We start from the raw sequence: 13,394 nt of genomic DNA on the forward strand, positions 1-13,394 counted from the left end.
CTAACATGGCTTTAGAACAAATCAAAATGCCTCAACTTGGTGAAAGTGTAACGGAAGGAACAATTGAAAAATGGTTGGTAAAACCAGGCGATCATGTCAATAAATACGACGCTTTAGCGGAAGTAAATACAGACAAAGTAACAGCTGAAGTACCCTCTTCTTTTACAGGAGTTATTAAAGAGCTTATTGCAAATGAAGGAGATACACTAGCGGTTGGAGAAATCGTTTGTACGATAGAAACTGAAGGTGGAGCTACCGAAGAAGTAGTGGAATCCGCTCCAGAACAGCCAACTGCTGAAACAGTTAAACCAGCAGAAGTACAAAAGCATACTGCACCGGTTAACCGTGAAAAAGGAGCAAAAGCTCGCTATTCACCAGCAGTACTAAAATTATCACAAGAACATGGAATTGACCTTTCGTTAGTTAGTGGAACAGGCAACGAAGGACGAATTACACGCAAAGATTTACTGAAAATCATTGAGAGTGGAGAAATTCCAGTAGCAGCACAGGCTGAACCAGTAGTTGAGCAAACACAAGCAACACCACAAGCTCAAGTGACAGCTCCACCAAAAGCTGCTCCTGTAAATGTTCCTGTATCAGCTGGAGATATTGAAATACCAGTAACAGGTGTTCGTAAAGCAATAGCAGCGAATATGCTACGCAGTAAACATGAAGCTCCACATGCTTGGACAATGATTGAAGTAGATGTAACGAATATGGTTCAATACCGAGACTCTATTAAAAATGACTTCAAACAAAAAGAAGGCTTTAATGTTACGTACTTCGCTTTCTTTGTAAAGGCTGTATCACAAGCTCTGAAAGAATTCCCAATGATGAATTCCATGTGGGCTGGAGATAAAATTATACAGAAAAAAGATATCAATATTTCCATCGCTGTTGCGACTGAGGATGCACTTTTTGTTCCAGTCATCAAAAATGCGGATGAGAAAACAATCAAAGGCATCGCTCGTGAGGTCAATGAACTTGCTGCAAAAGTTCGCTCTGGGAAGTTAAAATCAGACGAAATGCAAGGTGGTACATTCACTGTAAACAACACAGGATCATTTGGTTCTGTTCAATCTATGGGAATTATCAACTACCCTCAAGCAGCCATTCTTCAAGTAGAATCCATCGTAAAACGTCCAGTTATTATGGACGGTGGAATGATTGCAGCTCGTGACATGGTAAACCTATGTTTATCACTTGATCACCGAGTACTAGACGGTTTAGTTGCTGGTCGTTTCCTAGCACGAGTGAAAGAGATCTTGGAGAATATTACAAAAGAGAATACGTCTGTGTATTAATAAAAGTGACTCAAAATCGTTTTTGGAACGGTTTTGAGTTTTTTTTAATTGTAAGATTAAATTAATACCAGGAAATAATTCTGTACATTTATAGGAGATTAGCTGACTCTAATTCCCATGAAAGATTAATAAGAGAAGTACAAATTATTATGATAAAATTATATAATAATTGACTGAAAAATTTTAATAGAAAGGCAGATTAGTTAAATTGACTAAAATTCGATTGGGTTTGTTCGGAGCGGAAGATTCTATTGAAATAATGGAATCAGTTGTTAGGCAATATCCTGAATTCAGCTATATTTCTATCTCATATTGGCATGATGAGGAGATAATAGAGAAATTGACCATGTATAAGAAGGATGTAGATATGTGGCTTTTCTCTGGGCAAATTCCATATGGATTTGCAAAGAAGTGGGGGGGCATTGTACAACCAATGTTTTATGTACCATCTTCCGGCTCCAGCTTGTTTAAAACGTTGTTGCAAATTGCTTATAATCAGAAAATACCATTCGAACAAATAAGCTTTGACATGTTTCATCCTGATGAATTAGAGCGAGTGTTTAAAGAATCTAATATAGCTGTAAAACCACCGTATTTAAAATATTACGAAGGGGAAGTTCCTACAGATGAAATAGTAAACTATCATTATGAACTTTGGAAAAATGGAAAGACCTTAGCTGCAGTCACTTGTCTAAAAAATGCTCAACATGAACTTCGTAAACTTGGTGTTCCTGCATTTCGAGTACTTCCTACTCAATCTGCTATCGTTTCAACTTTAGCTCTTATTCTTCAAACACATGAGACGATGCATTTTAAAGATACACAAATTGCGGTGCAAATGATTGAATTCGATTCTTTTTCAAGTTTAACGAAAGATACTTTTAGCACAGATGAAATTTATAAAATTGAAATTAAAATGACCGAAAAGCTATTGGAATATACAAAAAAAATAAATGGATCCCTTAAAGCTGCGGGACCAGGCCGGTTTGTCATTTTTACCACGCATGGACTTCTGAGAGAAATGACAAGAGATTTCACTATTATCCCAGATTTCGAGATTCTACAGTTGAGAGGACAGGATGCAGTGACAAGTGGTATTGGAATTGGAAAAACTGTCTATGAGGCAGAGATTAATGCTGGGACAGCCTTATTGCACGCAAAAGAATTTCACAAAGGCGCATCGATGGTTATATTGGACGATAAAACAATTATTGGACCACTTGGTCGACCTGAGCAGATTACATATGGATATGCCCCAAAACATCTACAAATATTAAGTGAGCAAACATCACTAAGTATTGCAACTTTAAGTAAATTAGAATCAATTTTAAGAAAGATTGGCAAGATAGAAATCAATGCCCATGATTTAGCACAACATATGAGTATTATGCCGAGAAGTGCTAGAAGAATTTTGACTGAGCTGGAGTCTAAAGGTTTTGCACAAGTGATTGGAGAAGAAAACCCTCACCCTAGGGGTAGACCAAGAAAAATTTATCAAATTATATTAAAACAAGATCTTTAAATGGTCTTGTTTTTTTATTTTATTTATAGATTTTAGAAAATTAACACTTGATTCAAATGTCTCAATTAATATATAATTTTGGTCATAGCCGAAAATGAACCTAAAAAAATTCTATGTTTTACAGCAAGCTAATACATAGAATGTGAGGAGAAAATATGATGGAAAATACAGCGATTCCTCCTTTAATAGAGGAGATTAAGGATGAAGTGATTGCTTGGAGAAGGTATCTTCATACCCATCCAGAATTATCGTTTCAAGAAGAAAAGACAGCTCTATTTATTTATGAAACGCTTCAGTCTTTCGATAATTTAGAAGTTTTACGTCCCACGAAAACAAGTGTTATGGCACGACTAATAGGGAAGCGACCGGGTAAAGTGATAGCAATTCGTGCGGATATTGATGCATTGCCTATTCAAGAAGAAACTTCTTTATCATTTTCCTCGCAAAATCCAGGTGTTATGCATGCTTGTGGTCATGATGGACATACGGCAATTTTACTTGGAACAGCGAAAATTCTTTCTACTTTGCAGGATCAATTGAAAGGCGAGGTCCGTTTTCTATTTCAGCATGCGGAAGAGTTGGCTCCCGGTGGAGCGGAAGAAATGGTGCAGGCAGGAGTTATGGACGGAGTAGATATGGTCATTGGAGCTCATCTGTGGTCACCACTAGAAACCGGAAAAATTGGAGTTGCAGCTGGTCCTGTAATGGCATCTCCTGATACCTTTACTATTTCCATTACGGGGCAAGGGGGACATGCAGGTCTTCCACATCAAACGGTCGATGCTATTGCTGTAGGAGCACAAGTCGTATCTAATTTACAGCATATTGTCTCTCGAAATGTGGATCCGTTAGATACACTAGTCTTATCTATAACTAAATTTGCAGGTGGGACTGCCATGAATATTATTACAGGATCCGTTGAAATTGCGGGGACTGTTCGCCTCTTTAATATGGAACTTAGACCAGTTGTTGTTGATTTGATGGAACGAGTGGTAAAAGGAATAACGGAAGCTCATGGAGCTACTTATCTTTTTGAGTATATGGAAGGTCCATTTCCAGTTATTAACGATAATGAGATAACTCGTTTAATAAAAGAAACAGTATGTGAACTTTATGGAGAAGAAGCGTTAGTTAAGGTGAAACCCAATATGGGAGCGGAGGATTTCTCTGCTTTCCTACGGAAGGCCCCAGGCACCTATTTTTTCATTGGTTCAGGCAATAAAGAAAAGGGAACTGACTACCCGCATCACCATCCACGTTTTGATCTGGATGAAGATGCTTTTTCAAAAGGGATGAATATGTTTGTGCATGCAACATTAAAGCTTTTAGGTTGATGATGGATAAGTGAAATAGTTTAATTTTTAACAGAAGGAGGAGCCTATGAAAGCTGCAACAAAAAATAAGAAACGATTTTCTTTAAAAATGCCAGATACGTACGTTTTACTTTTTGGCATTTTATTAATTGCCGCAATAGCTACGTATCTAGTTCCAGCAGGACAGTTTGAAAGAGTTGAAAAAGATGGACTAACAATGGTCGTCCCTGGCACTTACCACAGTGTGGAGAGCATGGGGGTTGGTGTAATGGATATTCTTTTATCCATGCAAAAAGGTATGGTGGAATCCGGTAGTATTATATTCCTTGTGTTATTTATCGGTGGGCTGATGGAGGTCATTGAATCGACTGGGTCTATTAAAGCAGCAGTAATGAAAGCGATAGATAAAACAAGAGGAAATGAATTTATTTTAATAGCTGTTATTACGATTCTTTTTGCTTTAGGAGGAGCTGTAGGTGCTGTCGCTAACTCAGTCATCGCTTTTGTTTCCATTGGGCTTATTATTTCCAAAGCGTTGAGACTCGATCCGATTATTGCAGTTGCGATTACTTTTGGAGCTACCTTTGCAGGGTTTAATGTGGGCTTCATCAATCCTTACTCAGTTGGTATAGCACATAAAATCGCTGAGTTGCCACTATTTTCTGGGCTACTGTTCCGTGTTATTGTTTTTGTCGTAATTGTATCGATTACCATTTGGTATACATGGCGCTATGCTAAAAAAGTGTTAAAGGATCCTAAAAATAGTATACTTTCTCATTCATTCTTAGAGGAATCTGACCTTGATGAAAGTGAGCTTCATAGTGAATTTACGAACAAACATAAAGGGATTCTCCTTTTTGTAGGCCTTGCTTTTGCTTTTATGGTGTATGGTACGATACAGTTCAAATGGACACTTGATCATATGTCTGCGTACTTCTTGGGTGTTGCAATTTTGGTTGGAGTGATTGGAAAGATCCATTACAATCAGTTTATCGTTCATTTTATGAAGGGTGCTGAAAAATTATTGTATGGAGCACTCATTGTAGGAGCAGCACGTGCCATATTAGTCGTATTGGAGCAGGGACAAGTATTAGATACAATTGTGTATGCTTTATCGAATTTATTTACCGGTCTCTCGCCAATAATGGCTACAATGGCGATGTTCGTTGCAAACACAATTATTAGTATTGTCGTACCCTCTGGGAGCGGACAAGCTGTACTTATTATGCCAATTATGACTCCTTTAGCGGATATGCTAGGAGTAACAAGACAGGTTGCTGTTCAGACGTATTTGTTCGGAGATGGGTTCACAAATAGTATTATTCCAACGTCAGGAACATTAATGGCAAGTCTTGCGATAGCTGGAATTCCATATACGAAGTGGTTCAAATGGATGTTTCCTCTTTTCCTTATTTGGATGGTTATCGCTGTCATTACGCTAATTATTGCAGTTTCGATCAATTGGGGACCATTTTAGTAATTAGTAAATACTTAAAAAGTTGTTTGAATGAACTAGCATAGATGTTATGATTTGTTAAGGTAAAAAAATCCTCTTCTATGAATACTTGTTCAGCAAGTATTCTTCAAGAAGGATTTTTTTATTTTAACGAATATCTGTCTCCATTTTCATCATTGAGATTTGAAGGATTTAGACAGCATGGGGAGGTAGATTGGCAGGAATTTAGGAACGATAAGAGATTTTCAAATTACATAAAAAGAGGTAGAGTATTTTCAAGGAGGAGAAACTATTGTTAAAAGATTGGAAGCTTCATATTATCGTTCTTTTTTTCGTTCTGATAGGTGAAGCTATAGGTGTGAAACAGTTCAATTTAGGAGTAGGTACAATTGCTTTGTTTCCAATGTTATATGTTTTATTGATGGGTGGAGTGGTTAGTTTTCCAAAACTGAAATTAATGAATGAAGTACAGATGAAGCGTGCAGCTGGAATACTAGGAATATCTTTTTTACTTTTTGTAGCAAAGCTTGGATCGATGTTAGGCCCATCATTACCTAAAATTTTCGATGCAGGAGTATCATTAGCTGTTCAAGAAGTTGGACATGTTTTAGGAACGATTATTATTGGATTGCCAATAGCATTACTCATTGGTATGAAACGAGAGGCGATCGGGGCTACCTTCTCAATCGACCGAGAGCCGAATTTAGCCATAATTTCAGAAAAGTACGGGGCAGATTCACCAGAAGGAAGAGGAGCATTAGGTGTCTACATCTGTGGAACAGTATTTGGGGCAATCTATTTGGCTATTTTAGCAGGATTTTTAGGAAGCTTAGGAATTTTCCATCCCATATCATTGGCGATGGGAGCAGGGGTTGGATCAGGTAGTATGATGGCGGCTGCTTCTGGGGCACTGGCTGTTACATTTCCAAATGATGCGGAAGATATCGCTTTGTTTGCGGCTGCGGCTAACTTGATCTCTACAATTCTAGGAACGTATTTATGTGTATTCTTCTCACTTCCAGTAACGGCGCGTCTTTATGAATGGCTCGAGCCTAAAATAGGACGTACACGTAAGGAGGGCGCAAAATAATGCTAGAAAAAACAAAAGTATTAGTATTAATAGGAATCATCGCCATTCTCGGAAACTGGGTGGGATATGGTGTATCTCCTGTACAAGCACTGCCTGGTATGCTACTTATCGTATTGTTTACAGTAATCGGTTTAGGTTTAAACAAGCTCATACCTAAAATGCCAGCGGTCGTATGGATTTCATTGATAGCATTAATTGCGACTACTCCAATTTTTCCCGGGAATGAATGGATTGTTGCAAAAACGGCAGAGATTAATTTTATGGCCTTAGCTACCCCAATTCTAGCATATGCAGGTCTATCTCTTGGGAAAGACTTAGAAAGCTTTAAAAAGCTAGGTTGGCGAATTGTCGTCATTTCTCTCGTTGTCTACACAGGAACTTTCTTATTCGCCACATTATTTGCGGAGATTGTTTTTAAATTGCAGGGTAGATTTTAAACAGAACTGGATTATTTAGATTTCTGTATAATTATTAGTAAATATAAGTTATCTATAATCTTCAAAAGCTGGCAGAAGTAATTTATCTGCCAGCTTTTGTTTTGTATTTGTAAGAAAAAGAATTATTTCTTTTATAAAGTTTTTATAGATTTGTTATGTGGTCAGCCCTAATAACTTTTGAAATTTCGCATTTACTATAAAGTATATGGAAGGAGGTGAATGAATTGGCACTTTCCCTGATGAATATTCATGTAAATGTTTCTGGTACCTCAACAAGATTCTTTAATGTATTGGCTGCACCATTAGTTGTAACTGATGGAACAACCATCCCTGCAACTGAATTTTTAGATGACAGTGGAACGGCAGCAACTGCTTTTCCAGTAATTACGAATGGATACTATAATCTTTATGTAAACGGTGTACTACAAGAAGGCGACGCATATACGATTTCTGCTACAGAATTGACCTTTAATGAGGTCGATGGAATTATTACTGCTGGAACACCTCTAGTTGTAGAAGCTGTAGATTTAGTTACAGTAATTTAATGAAAATAAAAGTTCATAAAAGTTACTGAATTATTTTAACTGAGTTTTCTGAAATAAGGAATGGGGTAATTCCAAATTATCCACAGCATGTATAGGATAAATGAATAACCCCGTTCATTTTCTATTCAAAAATTTAGATTGTACTCTACTGGATTCACATCAATTATATACGATTCTGAAATACGTAAATTAATGGTTGAGATAGAGAATTCATTTTATGAACCTTTTTGCAAAACAAAAAACTAACTATGTACATATAGTAAAAGGAAGGAGGTGTCCATACGATGGGAAAACATAAAAAGCCCCAAAAAATAATGCGAGTATATGATTGTCATACGAACAGAAGAAGGTTTGTCTGTAAATCTTTCAATGAAATTACAATAATAGCTCCCCCTGTCGTAAACGTTATACCGACTGTTAAAAGGTATTTCTATATTCCAGAAGCTAATTTGAATTTGGCAAGTGGGACTACTATTTTTTCCAATTTATTTACTGACGACGATGGAAACCAAGTAACTAACTTTATGAGCTTTAACCCAAATGGCTACGCCAATCTATATATCAATGGTGTAATTCAAGAGGGAGGGCTGTATACGGTAAATACCCAGTCTTTAACTATTGCCCCAGTCAATTCTACAATTAGTGCACAAACCCCTATAATAGTTGAGTTGTTGACGTTCTCAACCACACTAAGCTAAGACGTTAACCTTAAGACAGGTTTTTAGATAGAGTATTGTAAACCAATGAAAGAATAAGATGATTGGTTTCTTTTAGTGTAAACGAATAAGTACACTTCCCCATTAAGGAGAAAGTGTACTCTCGAGTAACGAAATTATTAAGGTGTAGAACTTTCAGAAGAATCGGTACCCTCATCCACCTCTTCCTCATTTTCATCATCAGGAACGCCAATGTCATTTTCACCATCATCTTCTAACATTGGGTCGTTTACTTCCACATCATCTAAGTCATCATCATTATCTCCACATGCGCCTAATAAAAGGGCTGTTGATAGCGCAAAAGGCAAAGCAATCATTCTTTTTTTCATAGTTATTTCCTCCGTTTCCATTTATAAAAGTTATTCGCCTATTATTTATGTACCTCTTATTTCACAATATAAACACATTTCTATTAATAGAGTCAGAAAGTCACTTTTGTTTACCAACCAACAGTTAAAGAATACAATTTGATAAAGAGAACAATTTCTATCTAACTTTACATATATAGAAGGGAAGATCATCGAATGAAGTTAAGTGTTCTAGATCAAGCACCTATCACCGTAGGTAATACTGCGGTAGATGCTTTAAAGAAAGCGGAAGAGCTTGCAATATTAGCTGATCAGTTGGGTTATCATCGAATGTGGATGGCAGAACATCATGGGACTGGAACGATTGCGAGCTCAGCTCCGGAGGTTATTGCAGCACATTTAGCCGCGAAAACGAACAATATTCGCATCGGGACAGGTGGTGTGATGATGATGCATTACTCACCACTCAAGCTTGCGGAAGTGTTTAAAACTTTAAGTGCATTTTCACCGGGGCGTATAGATTTTGGTGTGGGACGTGCTCCAGGTGGAGATAATTATGCTATGTATGCTCTATCAGAAGGTCGTCAGCCAATGTTAAATAATATGTATGAAAAGCTGTCGACTACCTTGCAATTATTGAACGATGAAGTACCAGAAGATAGCTTATATAATCGTTCAATTGCTACTCCTTCGAATGTCGTTTTACCAGAAGCTTGGTTACTCGGCTCCACTGGAAATAGTGCCATTCAAGCAGGTCGATTAGGAGTCGGCTATTCATTTGCACAGTTTTTCCAAGGCGGTATGACAAAAGAAATTTTTGATGCTTATAGACGCAATTTTACACCTTCCGCATTAATGGAAAAACCAGTGATCAATGTAACATACATGGTAACTGTTGCTGAAACGAAAGAAGAAGCAGAATTTGAAGCGTTGCCGCAGGATATTTCCAGATTATCACTAATGAGAGGGCAAATCCGCCAAACATTAACACCAGTAGAGGCTCAAAATTATCCATTAACGGAAATGGATCGTATGGCAATTCAACAAAATCGCAAAATACACTTAGTTGGAACGCCAAATGAGGTTGCCACTATACTACAAGAAGAACAAGTCAAGTATGGATTTGACGAAGCGATGATTTGTAGCATTCCACACTCTCAAGAAAAACGGTTGGACGTCTACCGACTTCTTGCACGTGAATTGTTTTAATTTATAGGCAAAGACATTAGAAAAAGAACCATTCTCAATGAGATGGTTCTTTCCTACTGTTTGATGCGTTAAGTAGTATAACTCCGGCTATAATAAGTGCCAATCCAGAAAGAGTGAGTAAGTTAAACGGGTCATCCCAAATGAGCACACCTATAATTGCGGTAATTGCAGTACCGACACCAGACCAAATGGCATATGCCAAACTTAGAGGAATTGTTTTTAAACACAAAGACAAACAATAAAATGATAAGCCATATCCGGCAATAACCCCAAAAGTAGGGACAAGATTTGTGAAACCCTCCGATAATTTCAACATAGCTGTCCCAAAAACCTCCGTTAAAATTGAAATGCTTAGTAAGCTATAGCCCTTCATATATGAATTCTCTCCTTCTCTACGCAAACGCATCTCCAGTTGATAAATTTAATAAGATAACTCCGCAAATAATCAATACAAGACCGAAAAGTTTTTTCCTATTATAGGCTTTCTTATAGAGAACTATGCCGATTAAAGCAGTTAATGCAGTTCCTACTCCGGCCCAAATTGCATAAGCAGTACCAATTGGAAGTGCTTTTAGCGATAAAGACAATGCATAAAATGCAAGGGCATAACCTAACACCACCCCAATAGAAGGCAGCACTTTTTTAAAACCTTTTGTCACTTTCAACATAGAGCTACCAAAAACTTCACTAATAATTGCGATTGCAAGTAATATGTATGCATTCATATAAAACACCTCCTATCATTATTAAAACGTTAAAAGCAAGCAAACGTCAAACTTACATACTTTCAATTTTAAAGAAGGAGTTTTGTATAAGTATGTGGAAGGTACATTAAATAAGCAGATATGAAGTAATAGTTTAGTAAAAGAGACAAGTAAATGTTTCTGCGGGTAGAATGTAAAATTGAAATGTCTAAATTGTTGACTTATGATTAGATATATATTTATTGTTCCCTGAGAGCTTTTAATATTGTTCTAAATCATATACGTGTTAATTAGACAAGCAATGGTAAAAAGGAATTAATAGTTCCGAGAGGTGCCACTACCTTTATGAAACGAATTTGGGGAAGTCGTAAAGCTTTACTCTGAATAACTATAAAATATCTAAGCTTAAGAAGATAAAAAAGCAGGAAAAAATACAAAGGAGAAGCGATATGATTGGTTTACTTAATCTTGGAAGCCTTGTGCTTGGACTAATTGCTTGAATACTGCCGGTTGTTAATCTCATGGGATATCAAAAACAGACTCATGGAAACTGGATCGCCCTTTCCGTTGTGAGCATGATTGCCTGTGCTATCTCACTATGTTTTCAAATTTTCTACAATGCTTACTTGGTACAGACTGAGGATTGGTCTGCTCTTATGGACACATCATATGCTACTGCTTCAGCCGCAGCAGTACTTCTCATTGTTACGATTTTATTAAATGTAATCAGCTGCTTGTGTATCGTTATAAAATGGCTAAAGAGTAGTTGAACAGCAATATTAAAACGAATGGATTTTAATACAAAAATCATGGATTTGCAGACAAATGGTAGTGGTGTTTTGGATGATTGTATTCGCGGTGGAAGACATGTGAGAAAAACAATAAAAAGAAGGAAGTGTTAAACGATGGATTTGGAAGTGGTTATGCAGGAGCTTGAAGCTCTAGGTAAAGAACGATCGAAAAAAATGTACATATCAAATGGTGCACGTGAACCCTTATTTGGGGTAGCTACCGGAGCGATGAAACCAATCGCTAAGAAAATAAAAATAAGTCAGCCTTTAGCTGAAGAACTTTATGCTACAGGGAATTACGATGCGATGTATTTTGCGGGTGTTATTGCAGATCCAAAAGGTATGACAGAGTCGGATTACGATCGGTGGGTGGATGCAGCGTATTTTTACATGCTGTCTGATTATGTGGTGGCCGTGACATTATCGGAGTCAGATATTGCACAGGAAGTATCGGATAAATGGATTGCGAGTGGTGAAGAGCTAAGGATGTCAGCGGGCTGGAGCTGCTACTGTTGGCTTTTAGGAAATCGAAAAGATGTAGAGTTTTCAGAAACCAAGATTTCAAATATGTTGGATATAGTAAAAGCTACGATTCACGATTCTCCAGAACGTACCAAATCTGCTATGAACAATTTTGTATATACAGTAGGAATTTCCTATTTGCCTCTTCATGAAAAAGCAGTGGAGACAGCAAAGGAATTAGGAATAGTAGAAATGAAACGAGACAATAAAAAAAGCAGTTTTTTAAATGCTTACGAAAGTATTCAAAAAGAACTCGATAGAGGAAGGCTAGGCTTTAAACGTAAGTATGTAAGATGTTAATATAGCCTCGCAATATAAAACAATTTTCTACTATTGGAAGAAGTTGTCTCAAAAAGAACAATCAATATAAAACCGCTAGAGAAGAAATATATTCTCTAGCATTTTCTCTTTTAACATCTATTTACTTACTAGTGCCATTACACCTTTAAAAATCAGGACAAGCGAGAAGATTACAATAGCCAAAATACCGATTAGATCAGTTACTGGCTGTAAACCAGATAAGAAAGTACCTGTTAATGGAGCCTTTAATAATGCGAAACCAGCCAATATACTAGCTAACATTAAAAGAATAAAACGATCCATTTCGTTATGCCTCCTCTTTTGTACAGTATATGAACAAATGGAAGGAAAGTTGAACTGATAGCATCTTTAAGTTTTTAATTGGTGATTAAAGATAAAGTAGTCATTATTATGGGAGCTTCTAGTGGAATAGGAGAAGCGACAGCGAAATTATTAGCACAACATGACACAAAATTAGTTTTAGCTGCTAGACGAATAGATAGCCTGAAAGCTATTAAAGAAGCGTATCCAGAAGCAAATATTCACATACAGCAAGCAGACGTAACAAACTTTGAAGATGTAAAAAAGGTTGCTCAGCTTGCATTAGACACATTTGGAAAGATAGATGTATTGTACAACAACGCAGGTATTATGCCGACTGCTCCTATCATAGAAGGAAGACGTGATGAGTGGAAACAAATGCTTGATATTAATATCATGGGTGTGTTAAACGGCATTGCAGCTGTTATCCCGTTTATGGCTGAGCAAAAGTCAGGACATATTATTGCTACGGATTCTTTAGCAGGACATGTAGTGTATCCAGATTCAGCGGTGTATTGTGGAACAAAATTTGCCGTACGTGCAATCATGGAAGGGTTAAGACAGGAACAGAGGGAGAATAATATCAAATCAACTATCATTTCCCCTGGTGCTGTAGCTACTGAATTGTACAATACCATAAATGATAAAGACGTTGCGGAGAAAGTCCATCAGATGCAAATAGAATCCGGTTTAATCCCTGAAGATATTGCATCTGCAGTTATGTTTGCGATAAGTACTCCTGATCGTATGTCTATAAGTGATATGATTATACGTCCAACCAGTCAACAAGTTTAATGCAAGCTCTCATTGACCCTCCCTGGATTGGATAAGTACAGGGAGGGTTAAGTTTGTTTTT

15 protein-coding genes are annotated in these 13,394 nt (G+C 37.1%); 11 read left to right on the top strand and 4 right to left on the bottom strand.

The window, feature by feature from the left end:
- The first annotated feature begins 5 nt into the window (after positions 1-5).
- The 8 genes from FG382_RS08740 to FG382_RS08775 all read left to right on the top strand — a co-directional run bounded on the left by FG382_RS08740 (position 6) and on the right by FG382_RS08775 (position 8,365).
- Positions 6-1,304, top strand: a complete 1,299-nt coding sequence (locus tag FG382_RS08740) for a dihydrolipoamide acetyltransferase family protein (protein WP_142538512.1) — start codon at positions 6-8, stop codon at positions 1,302-1,304.
- Positions 1,305-1,512: 208 nt separating this feature from the next.
- Positions 1,513-2,826, top strand: coding sequence for a helix-turn-helix domain-containing protein (locus tag FG382_RS08745; protein WP_229677360.1), 1,314 nt, complete (start codon positions 1,513-1,515; stop codon positions 2,824-2,826).
- 158 nt (positions 2,827-2,984) lie between these two features.
- Positions 2,985-4,160, top strand: a complete 1,176-nt coding sequence (locus FG382_RS08750; protein WP_142538513.1) for a M20 family metallopeptidase — start codon at positions 2,985-2,987, stop codon at positions 4,158-4,160.
- 46 nt (positions 4,161-4,206) lie between these two features.
- Positions 4,207-5,616 (top strand): YfcC family protein, encoded by a 1,410-nt coding sequence (locus tag FG382_RS08755; protein WP_142538514.1) that lies wholly within the window; start codon positions 4,207-4,209, stop codon positions 5,614-5,616.
- 271 nt (positions 5,617-5,887) lie between these two features.
- Complete coding sequence (locus FG382_RS08760) at positions 5,888-6,685, top strand: DUF3100 domain-containing protein (protein WP_229677359.1); 798 nt, start codon at positions 5,888-5,890, stop codon at positions 6,683-6,685.
- Positions 6,685-7,122, top strand: a complete 438-nt coding sequence (locus FG382_RS08765; protein WP_142538516.1) for a hypothetical protein — start codon at positions 6,685-6,687, stop codon at positions 7,120-7,122. The genes FG382_RS08760 and FG382_RS08765 overlap by 1 nt, the downstream gene beginning before the upstream one ends.
- A 215-nt stretch (positions 7,123-7,337) precedes the next feature.
- The gene (locus FG382_RS08770) at positions 7,338-7,667 is read left to right on the top strand and encodes a DUF4183 domain-containing protein (RefSeq protein ID WP_229677358.1); all 330 of its coding nucleotides are present in this window, start codon (positions 7,338-7,340) and stop codon (positions 7,665-7,667) included.
- 284 nt (positions 7,668-7,951) lie between these two features.
- On the top strand, positions 7,952-8,365 hold the full coding sequence (locus tag FG382_RS08775; protein WP_142538518.1) for a DUF4183 domain-containing protein: 414 nt from the start codon (positions 7,952-7,954) through the stop codon (positions 8,363-8,365).
- A 137-nt stretch (positions 8,366-8,502) separates the two neighbouring features.
- Here FG382_RS08775 and FG382_RS08780 read toward each other — a convergent pair whose 3' ends face one another.
- Complete coding sequence (locus tag FG382_RS08780) at positions 8,503-8,712, bottom strand: hypothetical protein (RefSeq protein WP_170206466.1); 210 nt, start codon at positions 8,710-8,712, stop codon at positions 8,503-8,505.
- 195 nt (positions 8,713-8,907) lie between these two features.
- Between FG382_RS08780 and FG382_RS08785 the strand changes: the two genes are divergently transcribed.
- Entirely contained in the window at positions 8,908-9,900 is a 993-nt protein-coding gene (locus tag FG382_RS08785) for an LLM class flavin-dependent oxidoreductase (RefSeq protein ID WP_142538520.1), read from the top strand.
- Between the two features lie 34 nt (positions 9,901-9,934).
- On the opposite strand, the gene FG382_RS08790 is transcribed toward FG382_RS08785, so the two are convergent.
- Both FG382_RS08790 and FG382_RS08795 read right to left on the bottom strand, forming a co-directional pair.
- Entirely contained in the window at positions 9,935-10,273 is a 339-nt protein-coding gene (locus tag FG382_RS08790) for a DMT family transporter (protein ID WP_142538521.1), read from the bottom strand.
- Between the two features lie 19 nt (positions 10,274-10,292).
- Positions 10,293-10,625 (bottom strand): DMT family transporter, encoded by a 333-nt coding sequence (locus FG382_RS08795; protein WP_142538522.1) that lies wholly within the window; start codon positions 10,623-10,625, stop codon positions 10,293-10,295.
- Positions 10,626-11,509: 884 nt separating this feature from the next.
- On the opposite strand from FG382_RS08795, the gene FG382_RS08805 reads away from it, so the two are divergent.
- Entirely contained in the window at positions 11,510-12,217 is a 708-nt protein-coding gene (locus FG382_RS08805; RefSeq protein WP_142538523.1) for a DNA alkylation repair protein, read from the top strand.
- A 117-nt stretch (positions 12,218-12,334) separates the two neighbouring features.
- Here FG382_RS08805 and FG382_RS08810 read toward each other — a convergent pair whose 3' ends face one another.
- Positions 12,335-12,520, bottom strand: a complete 186-nt coding sequence (locus FG382_RS08810) for a hypothetical protein (RefSeq protein ID WP_142538524.1) — start codon at positions 12,518-12,520, stop codon at positions 12,335-12,337.
- Positions 12,521-12,601: 81 nt separating this feature from the next.
- Here FG382_RS08810 and FG382_RS08815 point away from each other — a divergent pair, with 81 nt between their 5' ends.
- Positions 12,602-13,333 carry an SDR family oxidoreductase gene (locus tag FG382_RS08815; protein WP_268238262.1) on the top strand — a complete coding sequence of 244 codons (732 nt, stop codon included), beginning with the start codon at positions 12,602-12,604 and terminating at the stop codon, positions 13,331-13,333.
- Positions 13,334-13,394: the final 61 nt, after the last annotated feature.

This window comes from Psychrobacillus lasiicapitis (genome assembly GCF_006861795.1).
In the GTDB taxonomy this organism is placed as follows: Bacteria; Bacillota; Bacilli; order Bacillales_A; family Planococcaceae; genus Psychrobacillus; species Psychrobacillus lasiicapitis.